The sequence below is a fragment of the Parapedobacter brassicae genome (assembly GCF_051400755.1).
Taxonomy (GTDB): Bacteria; Bacteroidota; Bacteroidia; order Sphingobacteriales; family Sphingobacteriaceae; genus Parapedobacter.
The window spans coordinates 155,464-181,745 of sequence record NZ_JBLFFL010000005.1 but is presented as its reverse complement, the minus strand read 5'-3'; the positions used below and the strand labels follow the sequence as shown (position 1 = coordinate 181,745).

Genomic DNA, 26,282 nt, shown 5'->3' with positions numbered 1-26,282 from the left:
TGGTGTACGCGCTTATGCATGGCCCGAATAGGTATCTAAGGCGATAATCTCCTTTTTATATTCCGACGGCAGTATGGCCTTTTTTAGGACTGATTTCAACCAGATGAAACGGCTGAATTTATACAAACCCAGCATCCCTGCTGCAAATGGGCTTTTCCCGAGATGCAACAGTTCATTTACCTTTTTAGGGACCAAGAGTGTTTGCGCCTGTTTTAGGACCAGGAACCTGAATCCCCCCAGGTGCTTTCGGTACTGCCGGTAAAGGTCTTTGGTGAACGGACCGTTCAGCAGGTTTTCGTGCAGACCCGATGCTCTCATCTGCAACCATTCATGATATCCAGACGGCAGGTCCTTGACCTGCATGCGCGATCCCATCCGGTGAAAAACGTTAAATACTTCCTCTTTTTCGGTCGTGCTCAATTTCTTTTCCAATAATTCATAGGATCGTATGGAATAATCGATCAACATAAACAACACATCTCGGTACGCCCAATCGGGGATATGTTGGCCGCGTTGATCTTCCACGCCTTTATGGATGGCAGCGATCTGATCAATGGCGTGCAGGGCATCGTCATCGCTGGCAAACACGATCTGGCGCGCATAGGAAACGGTGGAGAACAACCGCTTGAGCGGATCAGAAGGAAGACGCCCCGTGAAATAAAGCCAATCCACGGCCTTATTCAGCGCAAACTCCGCAGCTGCCCCTGCAAAAATCAACAGGATGGTATCGCCATTCCCCCAGATCCGGCGGACGATTGAATCCTTGCTCACAAAATGTGCCATACGTTTTTTTAAAATAATTTCGCTCAACGCTTGCAAATTTACAATTTCTATTTAACTTTGAAAAAAAAAGTACTTTTTATAATGAAAGAAGAAAAGGACTATATCCGAGACATCGCTGAGATACGTTCCATGATGGAGCGCATGTCTAAGTTTCTATCGCTCTCGGGTTGGGCGGGCATCATGGCCGGTATTTATGCCCTTACGGGCGCCTATCTAGCCCATCAATTCTTCCATTTCAATCCTGATGACACAGCGTACGCCGCCACTCGATCGGGAAATTCGGTCATCCCGCTCCTGAACCTCATCATCTTGGCCCTCGTCATCTTGGTACTGGCGATCGGCACGGCTGTTTTCCTTTCTTATCAAAAGGCCCATAAACGAGGTGAAAAGATATGGAATGCTACTTCCAGAAGGTTGCTGATCAATATGTCCATTCCGCTGGTTGCGGGAGGACTGTTGATCCTGGTACTGATATCGAAAGGCTTGATCGGCTTAATTGCTCCTTTTACACTTATCTTTTATGGCTTGGCGCTGTACAACGCCAGCAAATATACCTATAGAGAGGTAGGGGCGCTCGGACTGATCCAGATCGGGCTCGGACTGATCAGCACCTACTTCATGGGCTACGGCCTGTTCTTCTGGGCAGCAGGCTTTGGCTTACTGCATATCATTTATGGCATTTATATCCATTATAAGTACGAGCGGTGAAAATATCGATAGATGGTCTACATAAAGCATTCGAAAGCAGGATCAGGCTTGGCATCATGTCGGCTCTGGCGGTCAATGAAATGCTCGATTTCAACGCGCTAAAAGAATACCTCGATCTCACCGATGGCAACTTGGCGAGCCATCTGAAAGGATTGGAAAAAGAAGCATTTATCGGCGTGAAAAAGTCATTTGTTGGCCGAAAACCCAACACCAAATATTTCATCACGAAAACGGGCGAAAAAGCATTCGATGATCACTTGAAGGCGCTAGAGCAATTAATTAAATCACAGAAATAGTATTATTTTTTTATCCATATGCTTTGAAAAGCAAAGTTCTTTTAATAGAATCACTAACACTTGACTAAACATTTAACGTATAAAATCATGAAAGACGAAATTCGCACTCATCTAAACGACCCCAAAGAACTTGAAAAGTTGTACCGCACAAACAAAGTGACTTTTAAGCGAGACTTCAGCGCGCTGTATCCGACGCTCAAAGGCAATACGCTTGCAGATTACTGGCACGAACGGCTGCATTACGAAAGCGATGAGATTAACTGGGGCACCAGCAGGGAATTATGGCTGGTCGTCATTGCCGCCCTTCTGGCAGGTGTTATCGCGAAACTCCCGGCGATCCTGTCGATAGATGAAGATTTTTTCTATCCCCGGAACGTCGGTTTCATTATTTTCCCCCTGCTGACGGCTTACTTTGCCTGGAAGAATAAATTGTCATCAGGCAAAATTGCGTTTGTTGTCGGCGCAACGCTGCTGGGCTTGTTCTTTATTAATCTCCTGCCTAATGATGAAAAAAGCGATACCTTAATTTTATCGTGCATCCACCTACTCTTATTACTGTGGTCTATCTTCGGTTTTGCCTTTGTCGGCGAACCGTGGAATAACGTGGAGAAGCGGCTTGGCTTTTTAAAATATAACGGAGACTTGCTGATCATGACGGGCCTTATCCTGATCGCCGGCGGCATGTTGACCGCAATCACCATTGGACTTTTCTCACTGATCGGTTTGAATATCGAAGAGTTTTATTCTCAGAATGTCGGCATTGTGGGGCTTGCCGCCGCGCCGATCGTGGGCACCTACCTTACCCAAACAAATCCGCAGCTCGTCGGTAAGGTCTCCCCGGTGATTGCTAAAATATTCAGTCCATTGGTGTTGGTGATGCTGGTCATTTATCTCATCGCCATCATTTTTTCAGGGAAAGACCCCTATAACGACCGGGAGTTTTTGCTGATTTTTAATCTCCTTTTGATCGGCGTCATGGCAATCATTTTCTTCTCCATTGCCGAGACAGCGAAGATCACGAAAAGCCGCGCAGAAATATGGATTCTCCTTCTGCTATCGATTGTCACCATTGTGGTGAATGGCATCGCGCTTTCTGCCATCTGGTTCCGGATTTCCGAATGGGGGATTACACCCAATAGGGCAGCGGTGCTCGGCAGCAACATCTTAATGTTACTTCATTTGCTCTTGGTCACCATACAGCTTTTCAGGGTACTTTCAAAAAAGACAGGTATCGCCGGGGTCGGAAAAACCATTGTCATCTACCTGCCCTTTTATTCGCTGTGGGCATTTATCGTTACGTTTATCTTTCCGTTAATCTTTGGGTTTAATTAAGGAAACTGTATCCTGCCCAAGGGGTGTCTAAATGTCCAGGTGACCGGTGACACTTGCAACAACATCCCGTCTGGAATTGGCTTTGGTGCTTAACCCAGTCTCCACCCACACTAGGCCGGGGTTCGTTGCGGATGATCCGCAACGAACCCCAGCTCAAGGTCGTGCAAACCAACAGCCAGTGTCGAGCAAGCACCCAAGCCGGTCCCAAGCCTATTCCCCCGCGTAAAAGCCACGGCAACGGCTATCACCAGCTAATAGGCCGCGAAACTCCCGGCTTCACCATGAATTGAAGCCTCGGGGGGTTATCATCACTCCACCGGTTCCTGGATCTGATAACTGCTTTCCTGGATGAAGGTGCGGCCGTAGTCGTCTGTCGCCCGCACTTGGATGCGATACGTCCCCGCACCTTGGTTGTTAGTGAGCGGCGCCCACCACAGGTGCGAGCAATCGGCTGGCTCCGTGGGCCGTCTTCCCGAAAAAAGGACCTCCGCCGTATCCCAGCGATACAATTCAGCCACATATGCGGGATCCGGCTCCAGTGTATAACGCATGGGCTTCCATTCGTCGTCGTCGATCCGGTATTCAACCTTGCTTCCTTTATGGCCCATGAAGAAGTTGGCATAAATGCGCCCCCTGCCTTCCCACCATATAGTGCCTAATACCTTTCGGTGAAAAAGACCAATCTGATGGTCCGCCGGCTTTCCAGCCACCTTGAAGTCGGTCGTATATTGGTTTCCTGTCACATTCAAATAAACATACCCCCGAGGTGTTCCGTCACTTGCGGTGGCATCGGCTACGCCGTGCTTATTGATCGCGCCAGAATACCAGTTACCGCAGGTTGCTCCGACATTGAACTCGTGGAGCGGTGTCTCATTGGGCCAGCCATCTGCCTGGTCATGGAAAAATTGCTGCTGCTGGTGCGTATGCGCCGAAAGCGCCAAAACGTTTGAGTACCCGCGGAACAGTTCAAACAGCCGTCTGCGGTCCGCCTCGCGAAACGAATTTTCGTTGATGATGTTCATCTGAATATGATTTACCAGCACAATCAAGCGGTCTTTATCCACATATTTCAGGTCGTTCTTCACAAAGCTTAGCTGTTTTTCGCTATAACCAGCCCATAAGCCGCCTTTTTTTCGCCGGGGATCCGGATAGACGTTGTCATCGAGCACGACGAAATGCGCATCCCCATAATTAAACGAGTACGAGGCCGGACCAAAATTGGCCTCAAACGTTTCGTCATGCAGGGAATCAACGGGGGCATCCATGTTAAGATCATGATTGCCGATGACATTATACCAGGGCACACCCACCTTGCTCATCAGCCGGATATAATCCGGGTACATGCTTTGGTCGTTTTGGACAATATCACCCAACGTCAGGCCCATGACGGCGCCATTACCCCCTATGATTTCCGAAACAATGCCTTTTTCAAAAAAGCCCAACTCCTGTTGGTCCAGTACCTGAGGGTCGCCCAGCACCAGCATCTTGAACTGGCTGTTTTCCTCTTGGGGGATTAGGGCAAAGTCTACCGATTTGGGTAGAGGCCCCGTAGGATCCACCCCCTTGAATTTCAAGAACGTTGGTGAGCCCTTGGGCTTATGGATGTAGTAATATAGTGGTTGGTTATACGCATTGAGCGGTACGCGGTAACCCGAAGGTTTGACGACGAAGACAATGTCATCGTCCCCTATGGGTAGTTCATACTTGCCCTTTTCGTTGGTCAGCACCACTTCCCGGCCGTTGCTTACGGCTACACCTTCCACCCCTTGCTCTTTCCGTTCGCGGATACCGTTTCCATTCCCATCTTGGAATACGTAACCGACCACCTTGTCCTGTGCCCGCAAGGGAACACAAAAGAGTATGGATAAACCGATCCATAAAAAATAAACTCGCATCATCGTGATTCTCTATGTTGTTTAAGATTATTTTAATATCGTCATCCTTAAGGCGGGGGGTACATTCACCACTTCACCGTCAGTTATTGTGGCATTGGCAAGCCGCTTGCCATCAGCAAGCAACACGTTGCCGCGTCTCAGCACAGCCGGCACCGCTTTTCCACCAGGAAAATAATTTCCGGGAATAGGAATGTCTCCCTGCTGTCCGAATTTTATGACCTTGTTTTCCCTACCACGAAATATCCATTCACCGGTAGACGGACGATACACAACCATGTCGGTTCTGCCATCCCCGTCGTAATCCGCAGGAACAGGCAGCACCGATTCCGCCGGTATTTCGTTGGCTTCGCTGAAAGCCTCATTGCCCATTTGCATGATCTGCCACATCTTCCTGGATGTATTGAACACTGCAATATCCGCCTTACCGTCACCGTCGTAATCGCCCGGTACGGGGATGCCGTTGATCGCGCCAAACTTCACCTCCGGCGACCCTTGTATGTAAAAGGTTGAATTAGAAGGCCTATAAACTGCGATATCCGCGTAGCCATCGCCATCGTAATCAGCGGGCACCGGAATATCGCCGGTCTGGCCAAGGCGCACGGTATCCTTGCCTTGGATGTAAAACGTGCTAGTGGACGGCCGATATACGGCCAAATCTGTCTGTCCATCACCCGTATAATCAGCTGACACCGGGATGTCACCATCCTCCCCAAAGGTAATCTTCCCTTCGTGCCCCCTCCACACGCCGGCATTAAATGTCATGATCTCCGATTGGCCATCGTTATCAAAGTCAAAGGTCCTGCTGGCATTCGTGTTGACAAACCATGGCCGGGTAAACCGACTGTCACCATCGGTCTCTTCCTCGCCCGTATGCGGCGAAAAGGTGCGCACGGCTATGCGGTCATTTTTCGGGGAAAATGTGAGCAACCGCATCAGTCCGTTTCCCCCGTTTTCCCGTCCTTGATAATCAGACAGCATCATTTTGACGGTATGACCCGCATAACATTCCTGCCGGTATCCCTCGCCATTTTGGCCTACATGGCCGCCAAGCATCAAAAAGAGATTTGGTAATCTTTTCAACCGGTCATACAACCGGGCACCTTGTTTGGAAAATTCAGCGAATCCCTTCTCGTTGGTTCCTTTCGTTCGGTTATTGCCAACAATCGCGTGGGTGACCACGATCGCCTTCCGATCGGCATGTTTTTCCAACACCCCTGCCGCCCACTCATTCATGTTTTCCTGGTCTTCGTCCAGCATATCGTACTCGATGTACACCACCACGAAGTCCATCTTGCCTGCGGAAAACAAGTCATAATGGTTATCATTATCATTCCGATAGTGCCCACCGTACCAAGGCTTATCCGAGAAATGGTCGATGCCGAAATACCGGTTATAATAGGTCGTTTTGCCGCTAAGCGCCCGTTGACCCGGTGATTGATCATGGTTGCCAACCGTCATGCCATAGGGGATGCCGTGCGGCATACCGGGCAACGGATCCTCCAGCGCATACATGGCTTTCGCGGCATGTTTCCAAGCCATCGAATCCGCTTCGCCGTAGTTGACGATATCGCCCAAGTGGATCACGTATTGGATGTTTTCTGCTTCCCGATTCTTTTTAATCCAGTCGGTCTGGGCGAAAAACATCTCCTTTTTCCCCTCATTTACTTCAGCCGAGTAGAATTGCGTATCTGGCAATATGGCAATGGAAAAGGCGTCTTCATCGTCGGAAGACCATGGCCATGCAAAACCCAGTAAAAGGAAACTCATAACGCCAACTAATACTATCAACAATCGATTCATCATGGTTATTTTTGTTTTAACACGGGGGTGTATGTACTGTATTCGGTATAAAAGGTATCAATGGCCAGCGTATCCGGCATAAATGCTGTTCGGTACGTGATAGCTGAATTTTCCTTGCAGTCCGGCAAGCGGGTGATTTCCCTGAATAACGGGGGTCGCCCACTGATCCTGACAGGTTCTTCCCGGACCGTGATAACACTGCCATCTTCCTGCGTATAACGGATATCCATGAAGATGGCCTGCATGTTGACGCCATACCAATTAATCTGAGCACCTTTGAATGCTGGAATTTCACCCTCTTGAGGAAGGTCCACCCACTCGACCGACCGGACGAGACGGTTGCTCAGTGTCTGCTGGAAGGTCCCGCCATAGACTTCCCCAATAACCTGGGAGCCAAGGGACCGATGTCCCACGTTGTCATAGGTATAAACATCAAACGTATACAGCCCCTCCTCCATGTCGGGCAAGATTACCAAAATGGTGTCCACATCAGCGGTCTTCTGGATGGGCACGACTACCGAATCTATCTTGTTGTTCCAATATACTACAGCTCGCACCACCTTGGGATCCGACACGATGAGCCACTGTAGCGCAATCCGTCGGTTTCCTGGAAACGCCTGCAATGAATCGGCCTTACCGGGGTAGACGATTTCCCCTCCCTCAAGATACTGGGCATAGGTATCCTCCATTTTTTCGCATGCCTGACCAAACAGTAGTACTAACACGATGGATAATGGAAAAACCAATGAAGCCTTTATTTTATTCATGTTCATATATTCGATAAGTTGATTATTGACCGCGTTGTCCCCACAACGAAAGTTCATTGATGTGCAGGAATCCGACCTCCCCCTGAATGGATGCCCAATTGTCAACTTGTTTCCAAGCCAAGTAACGCACAGCGGGAGCATCTAAGTTGAAATCGTACTCCTGGCCCGCTGCTGCGATCGCCCGATCATCAGCCGAATTCTGGCCGATAGGCAATCCCGACGGCTTAACCATAACCTCATGCGCGATCATCACCCAGCTGTTGGGATCTTCCGGTGTATTCGTTCCCCATATCTCCCATTCGTGGGGGTTGCCATGTGAAAAATATCCCCCCGCCACAGACCGCTGCCATATCTTGTACCGGCTCGGCTTGATGGACTCCCCCAAATCGAAGGGCACCCATATCGGCAGTTGAAATCCCGACTTGGTATGAAAGAAATTGCCTACGTTGCCATCCCATAAATTGATAATCGGATATGCACCGGAATAGTCGACTCCCTCCACCATTGGATTGCCAGAAACGGGTAATATACCCACCTGCGGTACCGGGTAAAGGCCGCGTACATCCCGCCAGCGATCCTTTTCTATTTCCTCCTCATAAATGGGGGTCAGTTCGGTCTCCAACGTGTCAGTATGGTTATCCCACCGGTCTTTGATGAAAATCCCAAACTTAATCGGAACAGATTCCAGTCCCCTTACGGCAAACTGGTCCTTTGTCAAGCCACTATAATAGGTGTCGATTTGCACCCATTCTTCCAATTCCGCATCCCACCTGAGCGTGCCGACCACGATGTTGCTGTTGACACTGCCGCTGGCCGCGGATGGGTTCTCGAAGTTGACCACGATACCGCCAAACGTTTCTTGCACGTCCAGCGACTGGAGCACGGAGAATACCGGGGCAGGCAGCGGTTTGATCGTCGTAGTCACCGGTGAGGACTCCTTCTCGGAGCGGCTCACCGCATAGAGGGCGATCTCCCGCTCGTTTTCGTCGCCGAAGCCCTCTAAGATGATGTGGTTCGTCAAATAAGATGCCTTTGATTCAACTTCCTGACCTTTCAGCGTATACACCGCTTTGACATAAAGCAAATTTTCGTCATCCGGCAGAGCATAAGATATTTTGGCTCCACCTGCCAAGTTTTCTACGCGGACCTCGTGAACCGGGCTAGGGGTCCCGCCGCCGCGCTCCACGGGCATGAATTTCTCTTCCGAGCAGGACATCATGGCACCCAGGCCTATTGCAAGCGTAAGTACCAATACGTTATATATGCGTTCCATAATCCTATTTCCTTTGTTAATTTCTACTCCTCAAAAATTACCATCCCGGGTTTTGCACCAGATTGGTGTTGATTTGCAACTCAGACAGCTTGATGGGCGAAAAATAATCGCGCATCGCAAATCGCTGGTTAAACAGTAGCACGGGCCGGTAAAACGACTGCGGATCTTTCTGGTCAATATCCCACCCATATACCGGCGCATTCAGGTTACCATTCACATGTGCGGTCATCCATCGCTTTAAATCCCAATACCGATGCCCTTCGAACGCCAGTTCGATGGTACGTTCTCGCCGGATGATCTCCCGCATGTTATTCTTATCCTGATAATATCCTGGCTGGGTGGAGTAATTGTCCCATGATTCCTCTACCGTCGGTATCCCAGCACGTTGCCTCACCTTATTAATCCATTGAGATACGTCTGCAGAGTATCCTCCAACTTCGTTGAGCGCCTCTGCATAGAGCAGGTACAGATCAGCCATCCGGAACTCCGGCCAACTATACGCATAGATATTGGTGGCCGGTATTTGGGGTGTCTGCACGGTTCGGATGTCTACCAGTTTCTTGAGCTGGTAGCTGGTGATGGAAAAACCACCGACACCCTGCCGGGCGGCGAGTTCGCCAGACCTGCCTTGGATATATAATAGGCCGCTATTTCCATTATCTTCCAAGGTCACATCATAGTTATTGGTGGCATTGCCAAACCAGATTCCGCGATCAAATCCCACGGCAGCATAAAACCGGGGTTCCCGGTCGTAATGGAGCCTCACCGTCACCTGTCCCTTTTTCACATAGTACCGGTCATCTTCGGCGGCGGTCACCAATTCCTCATCGGAAGTGCCCGCCCAATCCTTATCATAAGCAATAGGCAACCCCTTGTCGGTATAGTATTGCCTGACCATTTTCAGCGTGGGAGCAATGGACCCCTTCGGTGCCACCCCATCCCCTCCTCGGTCTCCCGCGATAATCGGAGGGGAGCAGTAACGCTGGACTTCGGTCAGGCGGCTATTGGTAAACGCCCAGATCAGCTCTTCATTGTTTTCGCGTTCGGTGAAGGCGGTCCGGATATCCAACTGGGTTTTGATGGTGTCATTGATGGTATACGAAAAGCTGCCACCAAATTGATGCAAGCCGAAGCCTTGGGCTTCACAAAATTCGACCGCTTCCCGACACGCTTCGGCCGCCCTCACCCATTTTTGGGGATCTGCCGTCGTGCTGAAAAGTTCCCGCCCTTGGTTGTCTTTCAGGCTGAAGAATCCTGGGTTTCCGCCGTTAAACAAGGGGCTGGCCGCGGTCACGAGCACCTTAGCCTTCACCGCCAGGGCGATGCTGCGGGTAATCCGGCCGAGTTCCGTGTTTTCGAGTCCCGTGATGTTGTCTGGCAGGTTTTCATTAACGATGGCTTCGTCCAGCAGTTGCACGATGTAATCAAAACAAGCATCCAGTGGCTCGCGGTAAATCTTCACATCGTCAGATGAGGCCTCCAACGGCAGGTTCGCCTTGATCAATGGAATGGGGCCATACATCCGTACGAGGAAGAAATGATAGTAGGCTTTCAGAAATTTCACTTCGGCGATCCATCGTTCTTTTTCGTATTCCTCCAGATCCACCACCTGGTCGATGTTTTCCAGAAAGGTATTACAATCGCGGATGGCCTGGAAATAGGGTTTCCCCTGATTCCCGCCGTTCCAGTAATTGACCAAGGGATTTTGAATATTTTGCAGGCCCTTGGCTACATTCAGCACCGTTTCATCCACCCAGTTGACCGGATACATATACCAGACCTCATCCGCTGCATTGAACCCGGGATTGGTACTGGCGTGACCATTTTCAGGCAGGTAAGAGTAACAGGTAAAGAGGTAACGCTCAGCTGATGAGCGCAAGTGAAAAGCATAATCTATGGTCGGAACATTGTCCGGTATAATGTCAAGGTAATCCTGACAGGCATTGAGCAACGTCGCCAGTAAGACGACCGCACTTATTCGAATAGCTTTCATGATAACGAATAATTAAAAATCTAATTGTAAACCGATGTTCATGACGCGTTGAATCGGGTATCCCAAGCCATCTCCCGCCATTTCGACATCCCAATACTTGAAACCAGTGATCGTAAACAGATTGGTCGCCGATCCGTAGAGCCGCAGGTTCTGCACACCGATGCGCTCGATAAGCACCTTCGGAAAGGTGTATCCCAGTTCGACGCTTTTGAGCCGCAGAAATGCACCATCCCGCATAAACCATGTGCTTCGCTGGTTGCTATTGCCATTATACAGTGACGATAGACGTGGCCACACCGCATACAGGCCGCGGTTTTCCTCCGACCAATAGCTGTCGGCATATACCTTGAGCAATTGGTTCTGTAGCTGCTTCCCGGCCAAAAAGCCGTTTGCAATTTCCTCATCAGACCGGTAGTTAATGAATGGCGATGTAGCATTAACATCTATCCAGAACGATGAGCGCGCCGAGCCTTGGAAAAACGCCGAAAAATCAACTGATTTGTACCGCGTGGAGAAGCCGAATCCGTACACGATTTCGGGTATAGTGGGGAAGCCGATAGGCACTTGATCCAAGGTATTGATCACGCCGTCGCCGTTGATGTCGCGATATTTGATGTCGCCGCCACGGGTGATGAAATCGCCGAAATTCTGAACGGGCGAACTGGCCACCTCATAGTCATCTACAAAGAGGCGCTCCGCAACATACCCCCAGCGCTGGGAGGTGGAATGGCCCTTGCGGTACAACCAGGGTTCGGCATACGCCGGTTCCTCATAGGCCTCGTACCGATTTTGCGAAAAGGTGAAGTTCCCTCGGAAGGAAAGGTAGAAATCCGGACCGAAATTGCTGGTGTAATCTAATTGAATATCGGTAGATCGAGACCTTGCTTCACCTACATTGGCCTTGGTCACGGCCTGTAATCCCATTGTCCCGGGAATAGAAGCCCGGTCCATCAGGATGTTGTACCGATGATCCATAAAATACTCGGCAATTAAGTTCAGCTTACCCCATAGCCCCAATTCCAGTCCCAGCGTGGTATTACGAGAAGTCTCCCAGGTGATGCTAGGATTGGCATAACGGTTGATGCTGTAGCCCGCGCCACCGTAGCCTCCGGTGGTCCCGAAGTGATACCCATTGCCCAGCTGATTCATGTTGACTTCGGAGAGGTAAAAAAAGCGGTCTTCGGCTCTTCCGATGGCATCGTTACCCACCAGCCCGATATTGCCCCGCACCCGCAGCTTGTTGACCACTGATGACAGCGGTTCGAAGAAGCGTTCGTTGGAGATGGCCCAGGCTATTCCCGCCGACGGGAAAAAGCCATACCGATTTTCGATAGAGAACCGTTCGGATCCATTGTAACCAAAGTTAAATTCAAAGAAGTATCGGCTATCGTAGTTGTAGGTCGTCCGGCCGGATACTCCGAGGTTGCGATAGGGTAACGACTCTTGCAGAGTCGCCGCGTTGCTTTCTGTTTCTGATCGCATTACGAAGATGCCCATGGCCGATACATTGTGCTTGTCGGCAAACGAACGGTTGTAGTTCAAGGCGGTTTGGAGGTGGAATACAGCATTCACTGTTTCGTCGCCGCGCACAAAGTCCAGCCAATCCGTGCCGCCACCCGAAGAGGCAGGTCCATTGTTGAGCGGCAACAACTGGTATGTATCGGTCAGCTTATCGTAGTAGTTCATCGTGTATAAGAACGGCGTATACTGCCGGCCTACTTCAGCATAGGCTCGCCGATTGGTATTCATCATCCCGTTGAACGTCAGTCCATCGGTGATGAAGTGCAGGTCCTGACTGAGCTCCACTTGGGCTACCATCAGCGAGCGGTTGTAATTTTTATAGCCCTTTACCATTTCGGCGTATGGATTGACCGCATTCCCGGCCAAGGTATTGCCGAATTTGATGTGGTTCAGACTCAATTCCCCCGGCAGCTCGGGGTAGTATGGCAAAAAGCGCGTCTGAGGAGCTCGCATCACCATTTTGAAAACGTCTGTCCCACCGGAAAGGGGGCCACTGTAGTCGTCAAAATTTCCGTTGAGGCGCACCCCCACTTTCGTAGACTTCGATACGTTGATGTTGACATTTGCTCGCAGGTTATACGAATTGAGGTTGACATTAGAATTGAAGTCATTCCGGTCGTCCACCTTGAGGATACCATTATCCCGATTGAAGGTGCCCGCCACGTAGTAGGTTGCCGCTTGCCCGCCACCACTAAGGTTGAGATTGTACCGCTGGTTGACCGTGTAGTCCTTAAACAGGGATTCCTGCCAGTCCACCTGCGGAAATGCTACCGGGTTGGTCCCCGCAATGGTATTATCAATCTGGCTTTGTTGGTAGATGATTTCGCCGAGCGGATCTCGCGTCAACACGGCCTCATTGCTCAGCCGCATGTAGGTGATCGGATCGGCTAGCTCCACCTGCCGTGTCGGCGCCGATACGGAATTTTCCGCGCGGAAGTTGATCCGTGGCTTGCCTTCCATACCGCCTTTAGTGGTCACCAAGATCACCCCATTGGCCCCCCTGGCGCCATAGACCGCACTAGCCGTGGCATCTTTCAGGATGGAAAACTCCTTGATGTCATCCGGTTGCAGCCTCGCCAGATCGGTGGTGGTATATTCCATCCCATCAATCAAGATTAAAGGCGACTGCCGGTAGCCGAAGGTCGTAGCCCCCCGGATAAAAAACTGGGCATCGTCCGCCCCCGGCTCGCCACTCCGCTGATAGGCAATGACGCCAGCTATTTTCCCGGCCAGGGCCGTGGTCAGGTTGCTCGACGGCACCTTTAGTTCAGAGGGCTTGATGGTGGTGATAGAGCCAATGACCGATTCTTTCTTTTGTGTACCGTATCCTACGATGACCACTTCTTCCAAGCCACTCTCATCTACCTTCATCAGCACATCAATCACGTTCTTTCCGGTTGCAGGCATTTCTACCGTCTCAAATCCTACCATGCTGTATACCAGCGTCACCTCCCCTTCAGGCACTTGCAAGACATATTTCCCATTCAAATCCGTCGTGGTGCCGATGGAGGGCTTTCCTTTGACCACCACAGACACCCCAGTCATGGGGCCTACCGAGTCGGTCACCGTACCGATGATGGTCAGGTCTTGCTTGGTGAGGCTATCGTAGTAACGGGGCCGATCGACCGACCGGACGGTGATGATGCCCGTGCGTTTGCGGTAGGCGATTCCTTTTCCTTCGAACAGCTGGTCCAGTACCTTGTCCAGGCTTTCATTCTTCACCCGCATGGATATCGGATCCATCTGCTCGAAGATGCGCTCATTATACAAAAAACGATAGTTGGTTTGCTTCTGCAGTTCGTTGAACACATCCTTGATGTCGGCTTTTTCGACACTGAATGTCACCAACTGGGCTTTGCTCGTCGCATGGGCGCCCAGCGCTAGTACCAAGGTTAAAAACACAACCAGTTTCATTATCCTTATGATTAAAGGCCATTCAACTCTGTTGGTCGAGGCAAGTCCAAAACTTGCCTGTTCCAAGTTTTTGACTTGTATCAAATATTTCATACTTTCGTCACAAATAAGGGTTAACTATTGTACCATTGAATTTCACTGATTCTTTGTTATTCAGCCCTTTAAATATGGCCGGGAGTGGTGGTGCACTTCCGGTTTTTTTGGGCTCGATCCGGGGTTAACGTTGTATTGTGGTCATGCCATACGCATTGGTTTTAGGTTAGTCGATTTATTTTTCATGCTTGTTTATTACGGTGATATCCCTGCCGTCTACCTCAAACCGGAGGTCACTGACATCCATCAGCATTTGCAGCACCCCGCCCACTGTCGAATGGCGCGGTACACTGCCACTGTAAACATCTTGCGGTATTTCTCCTGTGTAGTGCACCTGCACCTCGTACCAACGCGCCACTTGCTCCATGATAGTCTGGATGTCATCCCCCTCAAATACGAAGTAACCGTCTTTCCACGCTGTGGCTTTTTCGAGGTTGGCTGGGAGCACATCGATGCCCGATGGCTTGGCAATGGCCTGTTGCCCTGGTTTGAGCATGCGGACGGAGCGGGTATCGGCAATTCTGACGGCTCCTTCTACCAAGGTGGTCATCACTTCGTCGGAATATGCCGAAACATTGAAACGTGTGCCTAGCACCTGAATGGTCTTGCCGCCCACCTCGACGTAGAAGGGGCGGGCAGGATCTTTGGTCACATCAAAAAACGCTTCGCCCTCCAACGTGACACGCCGCTCGCCGGCACCGAATTGCACAGGAAACGTCAAGGTTGACAGGGAATTTACCCAAACGGTTGTCCCGTCAGAAAGGATTACTTTATATTGTCCGGCCTGCGGTACCCGCACCTCATTGACCCGGCTCGGGTCACCGTCGACCCCTTGATGGTAGCTGAGTTCTCCATCCCTTGATGCGGACACCGGATATTTCCCCTCCCTGATCAGCCGCACTGACTGGTCCAACGGTACGGTCTTGCCATCTGATAGCACCAGCAGGGCCTGATTACCGCCCGGCAGCACATCATTTTTAAAACCATACTGGCTATCCGCGATGATACCGCTATCCCGATGGTTGCCGTACCACCAGATCGTGGCCGCCACAGCGGCCACCACGATGGCTGCGTATTGCAGCCATTTGCCCCGGAAACGCCAGATCGGATGCCGTTGTTGGTTTACATTCCCTTGCTGCGATGCCTGCCATGTTACTTGCGCCATAACCTTGTCCCAAGCGGCTTCGGTATTCAACCGATCTGCGTAGCCGAGATCTTTTTCCAGCGTCGAGGTATGCTTATAATAGTTCAGCAGGTCTTGTTTATCGGGGTCAGAAGCGACAGCCTGCAAAAAGGCCTGCTCTTCCTCAGGCGTAAGTTCCATCCTCAGGTATCTCAACATTACATTGGAGAAATCAAATGCTTCGCGCTCGTTCATCTAAGGCGTAATTTTCCTAGCTTTTATCCTAAGACACGCTCCTATGGAAAGTGGGTGGAACTCGAAAGCGATTTTTTTAAGAAAGGAGCATCGACAGCAAAATGGATAGGGCCTGGGGGCTTAGGTAAGCCCTCAACAACGATACGGCACGCTGCTTTTGGCTTTTTACCGTATTGACGCTTATATTGAGTTCATGGGCAATCTGCGGATTGTTGAGCCCCTCGAAAAAGCCCAACCGGATCACCATGCGGCATCCTTCCGGCAGCTGCCGCAACGCCTGGTGTATTTCGCCGATCACCTCGGCATGGATCATCGCCGTCAGGGCGTGGCGCTCTTCGATAACAGGTGACTCGTGGTTGGATTCATACCGCTCAGCGACCTTATTGCTCCGAAGCCGATTCAGGCAAGCATTTTTGACAGATTGATAGAGGTAGCTCCTGATGGATTCGGGCCGATTCGATGTCGATGCACTCCGTTCGATGTAAGCCACAAAAACATCCTGCACCACATCCTCCACCGCATCTACGTCGCCGAGGAAGCGTCTGGCAAAATCGCACAGCCGTGTATAATAACGTTCAAACAATACCTTATGAGGTAGGGTTTGATCTTGGGGTTCACGTATCGTTGGCTCATTGTCGTTATTACTCATACCGGTTTGCCGTCGCTCATGCGTCAAGCATGGGCCAAAGGTAGCCGTGATATGTTAGCTATTTATTAAGTATAGGTTAAAGAAATAGGAGTGCGCGGCTCCTAGGTTGAAGCCGCGCACGAATATTGAAAACAGTGACGACGACTAAGCCGCGGCAAACCTTGATTTAGGTTTACGCCGCTTCTTTTTTGCTGGTGCCTGCGCCTTTTTTTGTATTGCAGCTGGCTCAAGCGATATCGCGCCTGCTACAAAAAACGGATGGTCCGTCGTGATGGGGATCTGCCTGCCGATCAGCTTATTGATCTGCCAGAGGTATTCTTGTTCCTCCACATCACAAAATGACCAGGCCCGTCCGCTTGCGCCCGCCCTGCCCGTCCGTCCGATGCGGTGCACGTAGGTTTCCGGCTCGTTGGGCAGGTCGTAGTTGATCACCAGTTGCAAGCTGTCCACATCGATACCGCGCGCCGCGATATCCGTCGCCACCAGCACCGTGATCTTTCCGGCTTTGAACTGGGTCAGCGCCTTTTGCCGGGCCTGCTGGGTTTTGTTGCCATGTATGGCTTCGGCCGATACACCGGTTTGCTTGAGTTTCCGCACAATTTTGTCGGCACCGTGTTTGGTCCGCGAAAACACCAAGATGTTACCGCCTTTCTCCTGCTTGATGAGGTGACCGAGCAGCTCGATCTTATCTGCCTTGGCTACCGGGAAGATGGCCTGCGATACCTTTTCGGCCGTCGATGAAACGGGTGTTACCGCAATGCTTTCGGCATTCCGTTGGATGGACTGCGCAAAATCGGCGATGCTCTTAGGCATCGTGGCCGAAAACAATAGGGTCTGCCGTTGTACGGGCAGCAGGGCGATGATCTTCTTGATATCTTTGATAAAGCCCATGTCCAGCATCCGGTCTGCTTCATCCAGCACCAGGTAGTTGACATCCTTTAAGGAAAAAATCCGCTGATTGAGCAGATCCAGCAACCGGCCGGGTGTGGCAATGAGGATCTCAGGGCGCTTGCGCAGCTCGTTGATCTGGTTGTTGATCGACACCCCGCCGAATACCACCGCATGTTTGATGCGGGTCAGGCTCGAATACGTCCCGATGTTTTCGGCAATCTGGATGGCCAGCTCCCGTGTGGGGGCCAGGATCAATGCCTGTGGACCTTTATTTTCATTCCGCGGACGATCCATTAAAAACTGGATCAGCGGCAGCGAAAACGACGCGGTTTTCCCTGTTCCGGTTTGCGCACATGCGACTACGTCGCGTTTCTGTAAGATGATGGGAATGGCCTGCGCTTGGATGGGCGTAGGGGTTTGATATCCGGAGGCTTCCAAAACCTTCAATATGGGCTCTGAAAGATTTAATTCTGAAAATTGCAAATTCGTGTATTTAAAAATGTTGAATGCATAACAACACCAATATCCAGTCTAATATGGATAATTTTGAAAGGATGGCGCAAAGATACGGTATTTATTTGGTATCTGCTAACTTTTCGCATACACATACACATCCCGCTGGGGGAAGGGAATTTCGATACCTGCCTTATCCAGCGCCGCTTTGCAGTCTACCAGCAGCTGCTCTTGCATGGTCCAGAAGTTTTCATTGGAGGTCGTCACCCGCACCGAGAGGTTTACCGCATTGTCGCCAAAGGTGGTCACCACGATCTGTGGGGCCGGATCGGCAAACGCGAACTCGTTATTTTTCGCCACCTCGAGTAGCACCTCCTTCGCTTTATTCAGGTCTGCGGCGTACGCTATTCCCACGTCAAACCAGGTACGGCGCGTCCCAAGGTGGGTATAGTTGGTGATGCTGCTGTTGGACAGCTGCCCATTGGGCACCACCACTCGCTGGTTTTGGGGCGTATCCAGCTTCGTGTTGAAGATATCGATCTCGATGACCGTCCCCGATTCCCCAGCGCTGGACTCAATGTAATCGCCCACCTTGAACGGCTTCAGCACCAGGATCAGCACCCCGCCGGCAAAGTTGGCCAGCGACCCCTGTAGCGCAAGGCCGATGGCCAATCCCGCCGCGCCGATGATGGCGACAAAGGCAGATGTCTGCACCCCCAGTTGGGTGACCACTAGGATAAAGAGAAGGATATTCAGTACCCAACTGATCAGGTTGTTGAGAAACTTCTGTAGTGAAATATCCCATCCCCGGCGCTCAAAGGTCTTGGCCGCGATGCGTTTAATCACTTTGATCAACCAGGACCCGACTAGATAAATCAACAAGGCCGAAATGATTGCGGAAATAATCCGCGGTGCCCATTCCACAGCCGCCGCTAAAAATTGATCCCAATACCCTTCAATGTTTTTCGTTTCGATGTTTTGCATAGTTATTTGGTATGTTGGTGTTACCAATTGTTTTCAAAACTACTACATTCCCGCTAGAATCAAAAAAACAGGCTGAGAAAAAGGCCCGCGGATTACCAATTAAATTGATTAGTTTTACATCATGCCCCAGATTAATATCCAGCAACCCAAAAAAGGGTAATCCGAACCAGCTTATGAGACCGTTAAAGATTTCGGAGTCGATCACGAGTCGTTCTAATCGATCGTTGGACGTTTATCTCCATGAAGTGAGCAAATACAAATTGATCAGCGGCGAAGAAGAAGCCTCGCTTGCCGCCCGCATACGGGGTGGCGATGGCACGGCGCTAAACCGCCTCATCAACGCCAACCTCCGGTTTGTGGTATCCGTTGCCAAGCAATACCAGCATCAAGGCTTGGTACTCGAAGACCTGATCAACGAAGGCAACATGGGCCTTGTAAAAGCAGCAACGCGATTTGACGAGACCAAAGGGTTCAAATTTATTTCGTATGCTGTTTGGTGGATACGCCAAAGCATCATGGCGGCTATTTCTACGCAGTCGCGTACCGTCCGTCTGCCCGGCAACCAGGTTTCAGACCTGATCAAGCTAAAGCAATCGCAATCCAAGCTGGAGCAGCGTCTCGAGCGGGAGCCCGGTATTGACGAGCTGGCTTCCGAGTTAGGCGTTTCGGTCGACAAGGTAAAACGTGCACTGACCAATGCCGAAAAACAGATTTCCCTGCACGCGCCATCTGTATTTGCAGAAGATGTCAGCCTGTTGGACGTGCTTTCCGACGAGCATCCGCCCACGGATCACCACATCAAAGCTGATTTCCTGCGGACGCATGTGCAGACCCTGTTAGAAAAACTTTCCCCACGGGAGCGTTTGGTATTGACCATGTTTTACGGTCTGCAGAATACCGAATCGAAAAACCTGGATGAGATCAGCCGGCACTTGGGACTCACCCGCGAGCGGATCCGGCAAATTAAAATGAAGGCCTTGATGCAATTACAAAAATTGCCTGGGGGAAGAAGCCTGTTTTCCTATCTCGAATAACGTTCGTATTCCTCCTGCTGCTGCCGGATGAAGGCATTGTCTTCCAGTCGACCCATCACAGCCTCCATTTCCTGTTCATTTTCGTAGACCATCCGGCGAAAGGGGCTGCTGTAGTCCTTGGCGCGCGTTTTGTAAATTTCCTTGCAGATCCACTGCTTCGTCTGTACGCTTTCTTGGATGAGCTGCTGAATCAGTGCTTCCGTCAGCTGCGATTGATCCAGCCCCTTGAGTTCCAGCAGGGCGGCTAGGGCATGTTCGAATTTATGCGTGGGGTAGCCGCTGCTCAGCTGGTGGTAGCGCTGATGAATAGCGTCCCAATCGTTCACCTTCCCGTTACGGATATCATCCAGCAGGGCTTCCACGTCGTGCTTACGCATGAGCTGTCCGCCCACATTCTCAAAAGTAGTCCGCTCGGGTTGCACATCCTTCATGAGGCAGTCGGCCTCGAACTGCGCAAACGTATGGGTATCGAAATACCCCTTGAGCTGGGTAGCCGCATAATATTCAATCATCTGGCGGTACATCCGGTAGCCCTCGCGGACCTTGATGAGCACCACCTTGCGTTTCGAATTTTCTGCGCCGTCGAGCAGGATTTCCCGCCCGCGCAGGTCCACCGACTCGTCAAGGAGCGCTTCCCGTCCGCGGATCGCCCAACCCGCAGGATCGCCCGCTTCGGGATAGACAGCTTTGCCCACGGCTGTCTCGATATCGCGCAGTGCCACGAACGCCTCGTTGATGGTGTCGGGTGCCAGCACATCATATTCGAAGTACTGATTCTTGAGCGAGCGCCTATCACGGCTGATAAACTTCGTATTGTTGCGCATCAGCGCATACATGTTGTACAAAAACCAGTAGGCTGGCAAGATCACCAAGCGGTTATTCGGCACATCATGGCTCACCATCGCGAAGGGTAGCCGGATATCCAGCTCATGCATGAAGTCGCCCTTCACGATGAGCGTATACGAAGCGAAGCGCGAATTATGCTTGAGGCTCACGCAGAGGCCTGGCCAGAAGCCCCGGCCGGCTATAATCTCACCATCAGCGGCCCTGGAGTTGTGGTTGGAGCCCACGGTTGCGCCCGCCGCCATGTTGCTCTGGCCCATCACCAGCGCTGCGCAAAGAAACGAATTGTTATGGTGCTGCTCATGAGCAGGGAAGATGAGCGAGTTGAGCACCTCGCAGCAGGAGATGGTGCTGTTATCGCCCAAGAAGGAGTTGATGAGGCGAGCGCCGTATTTAAGCTGCGAAAAAGACGACAGGATAAAACGCACGGCCTTGACCCCATAGAAGATGCGGCAGCCGTGGCCGATCACACCATTGACCAGCTCGCATCCCTCGCCGATCTGCGTATAAGCGCCGGCGATGGAGTTGACGGTCACATTCTTAAGCTTGTTTACCCCCTTGATGTAGGCATCGGTACCGATCTTTACATCTTTGATGATGTGCGAATTTTTGATCACCGTCCGGTGGCTGATGACACTGTAATAGCCGCGGAGTGTATCGAATCGGGCGAAGGTGATGGCCTTGAAGCGCGCTTGCAATTGGCGGTCGTGCCGGCGGCGTGTCCATAGGTATACATCCGATGCCTGCATGCCATCGAAAGGCAATACGGCGCGGCCGCCATTCTCATTGCACAGCTCCAGCTCGATGAGGCTGCTTTCGGGGTCGCCCTCCCTGAGGATCCCATTGCCAAATTTGGCGTTGCTGCTCGTCTCCATTTCATGGATATTGAAGAGCATCACCTCATCGCCCAGGATGAAATGCGCCATATAGCGCACATTGTGAATAGCCGATAGGCCCCCGATGTCGCAGCTCACCACCACACTGTTATAAATGCCCGTCGGTAGCTTCAGGTCGCGGTACTCCAGGTACGTGGGTTCCATATCCCCGATGCGTACCCGCCCGTAAAACTTCGAATGCTCGATCTGTTCCGGCAGGAAACGATCCGTCACCCACACATCCGCCCAGTTAGGCGAGTAATTGCCGTTGCGCACGAGTCCATTGATTTCAGCGGCAGAGAGCTGCCGATAGTGATAGGCCGTCAGTTGTTGCCGGTCGCGCAGGTAATATTGGTCATTCCCCTCGGGGAGGTACTCGCCGGGGATAAAATCATACCCCAGGGTATTCAGTGGCTTTTTGTGTAAGAAGGTCATGGGCTTCGCATTATTCTACCGTGACCGACTTGGCGAGGTTGCGTGGCTTATCTACATCCAGCCCGCGCTCCACGCCGATGTAGTACGCCAGCAGCTGCAGCGGGATCACCGACAGCAGGGGCGCCACGATCTCGTGGGCTTGGGGCACCACCATCACCGCATCGGCGAGGTCATTCACCCGATCGTCTCCTTCCGATACCACCGCCACCACTTTGCCCTTACGGGCATGCACCTCCTGGATGTTGCTCACGATCTTCTCGTGGTAGGCATCTCTGGTCGCCACGAACACCACTGGCAGGTATTCATCCACCAGGGCAATGGGGCCATGCTTCATTTCCGCCGCCGGATATCCCTCAGCGTGGATATACGAGATCTCCTTTAGCTTCAGCGCCCCTTCCAGTGCGATGGGGAAGTTATAACCACGGCCCAGGTACAGAAAATCGCGGGCATCCTCGTACCGGCGCGCGATCGCCTTGATGTTTTCCACTTGGTTTTGCAGGATCCACTCCACTTTGGCAGGTACCTCCTCCAGCTCGCGAAGCAGCGTATGGAACAGCTCCTTGGAGATGGTTCCCCGTATTTCGGCCAGCTTCAATGCAATCAACTGCAACACCGCCAACTGCGCGGTAAACGCCTTGGTGCTGGCCACACCGATTTCCGGTCCGGCATGCGTATACGCCCCCGCATGCGAGATGCGGGCGATGGAGGAGCCCACCACGTTGACGATGCCAAAGATCGTGGCGCCCTGATTTTTCGCATTTTCAAGCGCCACCAGCGTGTCGGCCGTTTCCCCGCTTTGGGAGATCGCGATGATCACATCGTTGGGCGACACGATGGGATTGCGGTAGCGGTATTCCGAGGCATACTCCACCTCCACATTGAGGCGGCAGAGCTCCTCGATGAGGTATTCTCCTACAAGTCCCGCATGCCAGCTCGTGCCGCAGGCCACGATGACGATGCGATTGGCTTCGCGCAGCTGATCCGCGATCTGATCCAGCCCGCTCAGCGTGATCATCCCCTGCTCCGCATGGAGCCTGCCCCGCAGCGAATCCTGTATGGTTTGCGGCTGTTCGTGTATTTCCTTGAGCATAAAATGCTCGAAACTGCCCTTCTCAATGGCGGCCAGCTCCAGGTCGAGTTTCTGCACAAACGGCGTGATGCGTTCATTGCCCAGGTTTTTGAGGATGAGTTCATCGGGTCTGACGATGGCGAGCTCATAATCGTTGATGTAGACCACCTCCTTGGTATAGGCCAACATAGGCGATGCGTCGGACCCGAGAAAATGTTCATTTTTGCCTACGCCGATCACCAGCGGACTGCCCTTCCGGGCCGCTATGATGGTATCCGGATGGTCCTGATCGATGAGAAGGATCACATACGCCCCCGTGACGCGCTTGAGCGCGATGCGCACGGCCTCTTCGAGCGAGCAGGCATTGTTGAGCTTGATGTCTTCGATGAAGTTGAGCAATACCTCCGAATCGGTATCGCTGCTGAAGGTATAGCCCTTGCTAAGCAGTTCGTGTTTGAGCTGCACATAATTCTCAATGATGCCGTTGTGAATCATGGCGACCGTTCCCGATGCCGAATAATGCGGGTGCGCGTTGCGGTCGGAGGGTTCGCCATGGGTAGCCCACCGGGTGTGGCCGATACCCGTGGAAGCCAAGGTGGGCTGCCCGGAGGCGAATTCCTCCAGTGCCGACACCTTGCCTTGCTTTTTATAGACCACGATATGATTGCCGGTATGCAATGCCACGCCGGCACTGTCATAGCCGCGGTATTCTAACTTCTTTAAGCCATCGATCAAGATCGGATAGGCTTGTCTTTGGCCCGTGTAGCCGACGATTCCGCACATAAACTTGCGTTTGGTTTATTATTATGTGACGGCAAAAATAGTATTTTTATCATTAAACAATCGGTTGCGTAACCTTTTTTAACGAATTTATTTTTCCCTGTTTTTCACGTATTTCTCCAGCCATTGGTCTTGTTCCCAGAAGGTGTGCAATACCCCTTCGCGGCTTCTATACCCGTGAAATTCCTTGGGCAGCAATACCAAGCGCACGATACCACCATGGCCTTTAACTGCTGTGTACAATCGCTCGCTTTGAATGGGGAAGGTACCGGAGTTCTCATCGTCCATCCCATGAGTCATCAATAACGGGCGTTTAATTTGCGGCGCATAGGTAAAAGGCGACATCGCGTCATATACCTCCTTTGCTTGCCAATACGTACGGGCTTCGCCCTGAAAACCGAAAGGCGTCAGCGTACGGTTATACGCGCCGCTACGGGCGATACCGGCTGCAAACAAATCGGTATGAGCCAACAGGTTGGCCGTCATGAATGCCCCATAGGAGTGCCCACCTACGCCGATCCGGTTCCTGTCGGCCACCCCCATATCCACCACATAATCGATCAACGCAACGGCGTTATCCTTGATTTGCTCAATGAAGGTATCGTTCGGTTCGGTATCCCCTTCGCCAACGATAGGCATATCCGCTTGATCCAACACCGCGTAACCGCGTGTCACCCAATACACCGGCGAACGGAAGGCCAACACCGGATAACGGTGTGCAGAGCCCTTCACCTGTCCGGCAGCTGCCTTGGTTTTAAACTCGCGCGGGTACGCCCAGATCAGCACCGGGAGGGGAGCATCGCCTTTTTTGAAGTCCGCCGGCAAATACAAGGTCGCGCTGAGCATCAGGCTATCTTTGCGCGGGTATGACAGCAATTGCTTTTGTACAGATTTCAAGCTCGGATAAGGGTCCGGAAAATCCGTCAGCTGCCGTTCTTTCTTAGTCCCCAGCGTTACGGCGAACAGGTTAGGCGATTCGGTAGACGATTCACGTGTGAAGTACACCGTGCCCCCGTTTTTGAAGAAAACAGGCTCTTCGTAATAACCGCGCTGTGATTTAAACAGGGTATCCACTTTTCCCTCGTTCAGGTTCCATTTCAACACGATCGGCCGATCGCCTTCAGGCGAAGCTCCGGTACCCTTGGTAAATACGCTTCCTTTCTTATCGGCCAATAACAATCCCTTCTCACCCATGATGAAATCACCGGGATCGGTATAGGTATCTTCCGATTTGCGGGTGGATAAGACCTTTACCACCGTCGCAGACGCAGGGTCGATCATGGTCATTTTCGTGCTTCTGTCCTTACGCCAGCTTTCACTGACAATCCCAAAATCCTCGCCCCAGTATACGCGTCCGATTCGGTAGTTTGCCGCATAGATTTTTTTCTTCGCCCCCATATCGAATGGTTCGCCCAGGGCAAACAGCTCATCCCGGAACGCCGATTCTTGGTCGGGGTTCCCTTTATCCGGCGCCTCCACCCATATCAGCGTCGCATCTGCATTTTTTTGCCACGCAAAATTCCGCGGACCCGCGATCACGGCATCAAAACTCGGCGGCAGGTTATCCGCCAGCGGCGTGGTATATAGTTTTTTCACCGGCGTGCCGTCTGCCGACCAGATGCTCACCTCGTTCGGAAAATCCGAGATCGGCACCACGTACGAATACGGGCGGACCACCTTTTCTACCAGCAGGTATTTGCCGTTTGGCGAGTACGACACGCTTTGGAATATCCCCGGCGTGCCCACATTCTTCGTAGCACCGTCCAGGCCGACCTCCACCAGCTGGGCTGAGGTGTAATATTCCATCAACGCCTCATCGTAGGCGTTGGCCAGCAGGTTTTGATACGTGCGTGCCGGCGCTTTGCCCCCGAAGTTTTCCTGCACCACCGGTCCTTCCGGCACTACCGGCGCCGGGGGGACCGGTCCACGGTCTTGCATCACCTGATGCACCAGCAGTGCATCGCCACCTTTCGCCCACTGGAACGATTCGCCATAGGTGTCGTTCACCTGACTTACTATTTTCTTTGCCGAACGCTGGTCAACATCCGCCACCCACAACTCTGTATCGTGGAGGCCTTTATTCAGAAAGGCAAACCCATTGCTTTTGGGCGACCATTTTGCATCGGCGATCTGTACCCCCTCAGGCAGCCCCTGCAGGGTAAATTCTTCGCCCGTTTTCAACTCGCGGACGACTGCTGATTGGTAGGTTTCAGCATTCTCCGCCACCCACGTGTTGGCCACCGGGTTGATCCGTAAACCCGCAATGCCCAATACCGGCTGTGCCACCTGCTCGATTGACTGGTAGCCCGTCGGCTCCAAAATCAGCAGCCAGCGCCCATCGTCACTGAATAGGTAGGTCGCGGCCCGTGGGGCATCCACCAAATCCACGATACTTTGCGGCGGCAATTGGTATTTCAGGTTTTGTTGAGCAGATACGCCTCCCCCTAAGGAAAGCAGCGATACCCACAGGCAAGACGTTGCCATCCTGCGCATCAGTTGTTTATTATGTTGCATGC

The 26,282-nt window shown here is 51.8% G+C and carries 18 protein-coding genes; 4 read left to right on the top strand and 14 right to left on the bottom strand.

Going from position 1 to position 26,282, the window contains the following annotated elements; all coding sequences use genetic code 11:
• Nucleotides 1–12 precede the first annotated feature (12 nt).
• Nucleotides 13–783 (bottom strand): oxygenase MpaB family protein, encoded by a 771-nt coding sequence (locus ACMGDE_RS14845; protein WP_436833605.1) that lies wholly within the window; start codon nucleotides 781–783, stop codon nucleotides 13–15.
• Between the two features lie 81 nt (nucleotides 784–864).
• Here ACMGDE_RS14845 and ACMGDE_RS14840 point away from each other — a divergent pair, with 81 nt between their 5' ends.
• The 3 genes from ACMGDE_RS14840 to ACMGDE_RS14830 all read left to right on the top strand — a co-directional run bounded on the left by ACMGDE_RS14840 (nucleotide 865) and on the right by ACMGDE_RS14830 (nucleotide 3,119).
• Nucleotides 865–1,491 (top strand): hypothetical protein, encoded by a 627-nt coding sequence (locus ACMGDE_RS14840; RefSeq protein WP_436833604.1) that lies wholly within the window; start codon nucleotides 865–867, stop codon nucleotides 1,489–1,491.
• Nucleotides 1,488–1,787, top strand: coding sequence for a winged helix-turn-helix domain-containing protein (locus tag ACMGDE_RS14835; RefSeq protein ID WP_436833603.1), 300 nt, complete (start codon nucleotides 1,488–1,490; stop codon nucleotides 1,785–1,787). Before ACMGDE_RS14840 ends, ACMGDE_RS14835 begins: the two co-directional genes overlap by 4 nt.
• An 87-nt stretch (nucleotides 1,788–1,874) precedes the next feature.
• Complete coding sequence (locus ACMGDE_RS14830) at nucleotides 1,875–3,119, top strand: hypothetical protein (RefSeq protein ID WP_436833602.1); 1,245 nt, start codon at nucleotides 1,875–1,877, stop codon at nucleotides 3,117–3,119.
• 308 nt (nucleotides 3,120–3,427) lie between these two features.
• Here ACMGDE_RS14830 and ACMGDE_RS14825 read toward each other — a convergent pair whose 3' ends face one another.
• From ACMGDE_RS14825 to ACMGDE_RS14780, 10 genes are all read right to left on the bottom strand, one after another.
• Complete coding sequence (locus tag ACMGDE_RS14825) at nucleotides 3,428–5,017, bottom strand: calcineurin-like phosphoesterase C-terminal domain-containing protein (protein WP_436833601.1); 1,590 nt, start codon at nucleotides 5,015–5,017, stop codon at nucleotides 3,428–3,430.
• Between the two features lie 24 nt (nucleotides 5,018–5,041).
• Complete coding sequence (locus ACMGDE_RS14820) at nucleotides 5,042–6,781, bottom strand: FG-GAP-like repeat-containing protein (protein WP_436833600.1); 1,740 nt, start codon at nucleotides 6,779–6,781, stop codon at nucleotides 5,042–5,044.
• 38 nt (nucleotides 6,782–6,819) lie between these two features.
• Nucleotides 6,820–7,587, bottom strand: coding sequence for a DUF4998 domain-containing protein (locus tag ACMGDE_RS14815; protein ID WP_436833599.1), 768 nt, complete (start codon nucleotides 7,585–7,587; stop codon nucleotides 6,820–6,822).
• 16 nt (nucleotides 7,588–7,603) lie between these two features.
• On the bottom strand, nucleotides 7,604–8,854 hold the full coding sequence (locus ACMGDE_RS14810) for a DUF5000 domain-containing lipoprotein (protein WP_436833598.1): 1,251 nt from the start codon (nucleotides 8,852–8,854) through the stop codon (nucleotides 7,604–7,606).
• Between the two features lie 37 nt (nucleotides 8,855–8,891).
• Nucleotides 8,892–10,847 (bottom strand): RagB/SusD family nutrient uptake outer membrane protein, encoded by a 1,956-nt coding sequence (locus tag ACMGDE_RS14805; protein ID WP_436833597.1) that lies wholly within the window; start codon nucleotides 10,845–10,847, stop codon nucleotides 8,892–8,894.
• A 12-nt stretch (nucleotides 10,848–10,859) separates the two neighbouring features.
• Complete coding sequence (locus ACMGDE_RS14800; protein WP_436833596.1) at nucleotides 10,860–14,282, bottom strand: TonB-dependent receptor; 3,423 nt, start codon at nucleotides 14,280–14,282, stop codon at nucleotides 10,860–10,862.
• A gap of 268 nt (nucleotides 14,283–14,550) precedes the next feature.
• The gene (locus ACMGDE_RS14795; RefSeq protein WP_436833595.1) at nucleotides 14,551–15,753 is read right to left on the bottom strand and encodes a FecR family protein; all 1,203 of its coding nucleotides are present in this window, start codon (nucleotides 15,751–15,753) and stop codon (nucleotides 14,551–14,553) included.
• Between the two features lie 76 nt (nucleotides 15,754–15,829).
• A complete protein-coding gene (locus tag ACMGDE_RS14790; RefSeq protein ID WP_436833594.1) occupies nucleotides 15,830–16,402 on the bottom strand; it encodes an RNA polymerase sigma-70 factor in 573 nt (190 codons plus the stop codon).
• 144 nt (nucleotides 16,403–16,546) lie between these two features.
• Nucleotides 16,547–17,740: a DEAD/DEAH box helicase gene (locus ACMGDE_RS14785; RefSeq protein ID WP_436833593.1), complete on the bottom strand. Its 1,194-nt coding sequence runs from the start codon at nucleotides 17,738–17,740 to the stop codon at nucleotides 16,547–16,549.
• Nucleotides 17,741–17,881: 141 nt separating this feature from the next.
• Complete coding sequence (locus ACMGDE_RS14780; protein ID WP_436833592.1) at nucleotides 17,882–18,730, bottom strand: mechanosensitive ion channel family protein; 849 nt, start codon at nucleotides 18,728–18,730, stop codon at nucleotides 17,882–17,884.
• A 173-nt stretch (nucleotides 18,731–18,903) separates the two neighbouring features.
• On the opposite strand from ACMGDE_RS14780, the gene ACMGDE_RS14775 reads away from it, so the two are divergent.
• Nucleotides 18,904–19,764: a sigma-70 family RNA polymerase sigma factor gene (locus tag ACMGDE_RS14775; protein WP_436833591.1), complete on the top strand. Its 861-nt coding sequence runs from the start codon at nucleotides 18,904–18,906 to the stop codon at nucleotides 19,762–19,764.
• Here ACMGDE_RS14775 and ACMGDE_RS14770 read toward each other — a convergent pair.
• The 3 genes from ACMGDE_RS14770 to ACMGDE_RS14760 all read right to left on the bottom strand — a co-directional run bounded on the left by ACMGDE_RS14770 (nucleotide 19,752) and on the right by ACMGDE_RS14760 (nucleotide 26,280).
• Nucleotides 19,752–21,917 (bottom strand): DUF4954 family protein, encoded by a 2,166-nt coding sequence (locus tag ACMGDE_RS14770; RefSeq protein ID WP_436833590.1) that lies wholly within the window; start codon nucleotides 21,915–21,917, stop codon nucleotides 19,752–19,754. The genes ACMGDE_RS14775 and ACMGDE_RS14770 overlap by 13 nt on opposite strands.
• A gap of 10 nt (nucleotides 21,918–21,927) precedes the next feature.
• The gene (gene glmS, locus ACMGDE_RS14765; RefSeq protein ID WP_436833589.1) at nucleotides 21,928–23,769 is read right to left on the bottom strand and encodes a glutamine--fructose-6-phosphate transaminase (isomerizing); all 1,842 of its coding nucleotides are present in this window, start codon (nucleotides 23,767–23,769) and stop codon (nucleotides 21,928–21,930) included.
• Nucleotides 23,770–23,856: 87 nt separating this feature from the next.
• Nucleotides 23,857–26,280: an alpha/beta hydrolase family protein gene (locus ACMGDE_RS14760; protein ID WP_436833588.1), complete on the bottom strand. Its 2,424-nt coding sequence runs from the start codon at nucleotides 26,278–26,280 to the stop codon at nucleotides 23,857–23,859.
• Nucleotides 26,281–26,282: the final 2 nt, after the last annotated feature.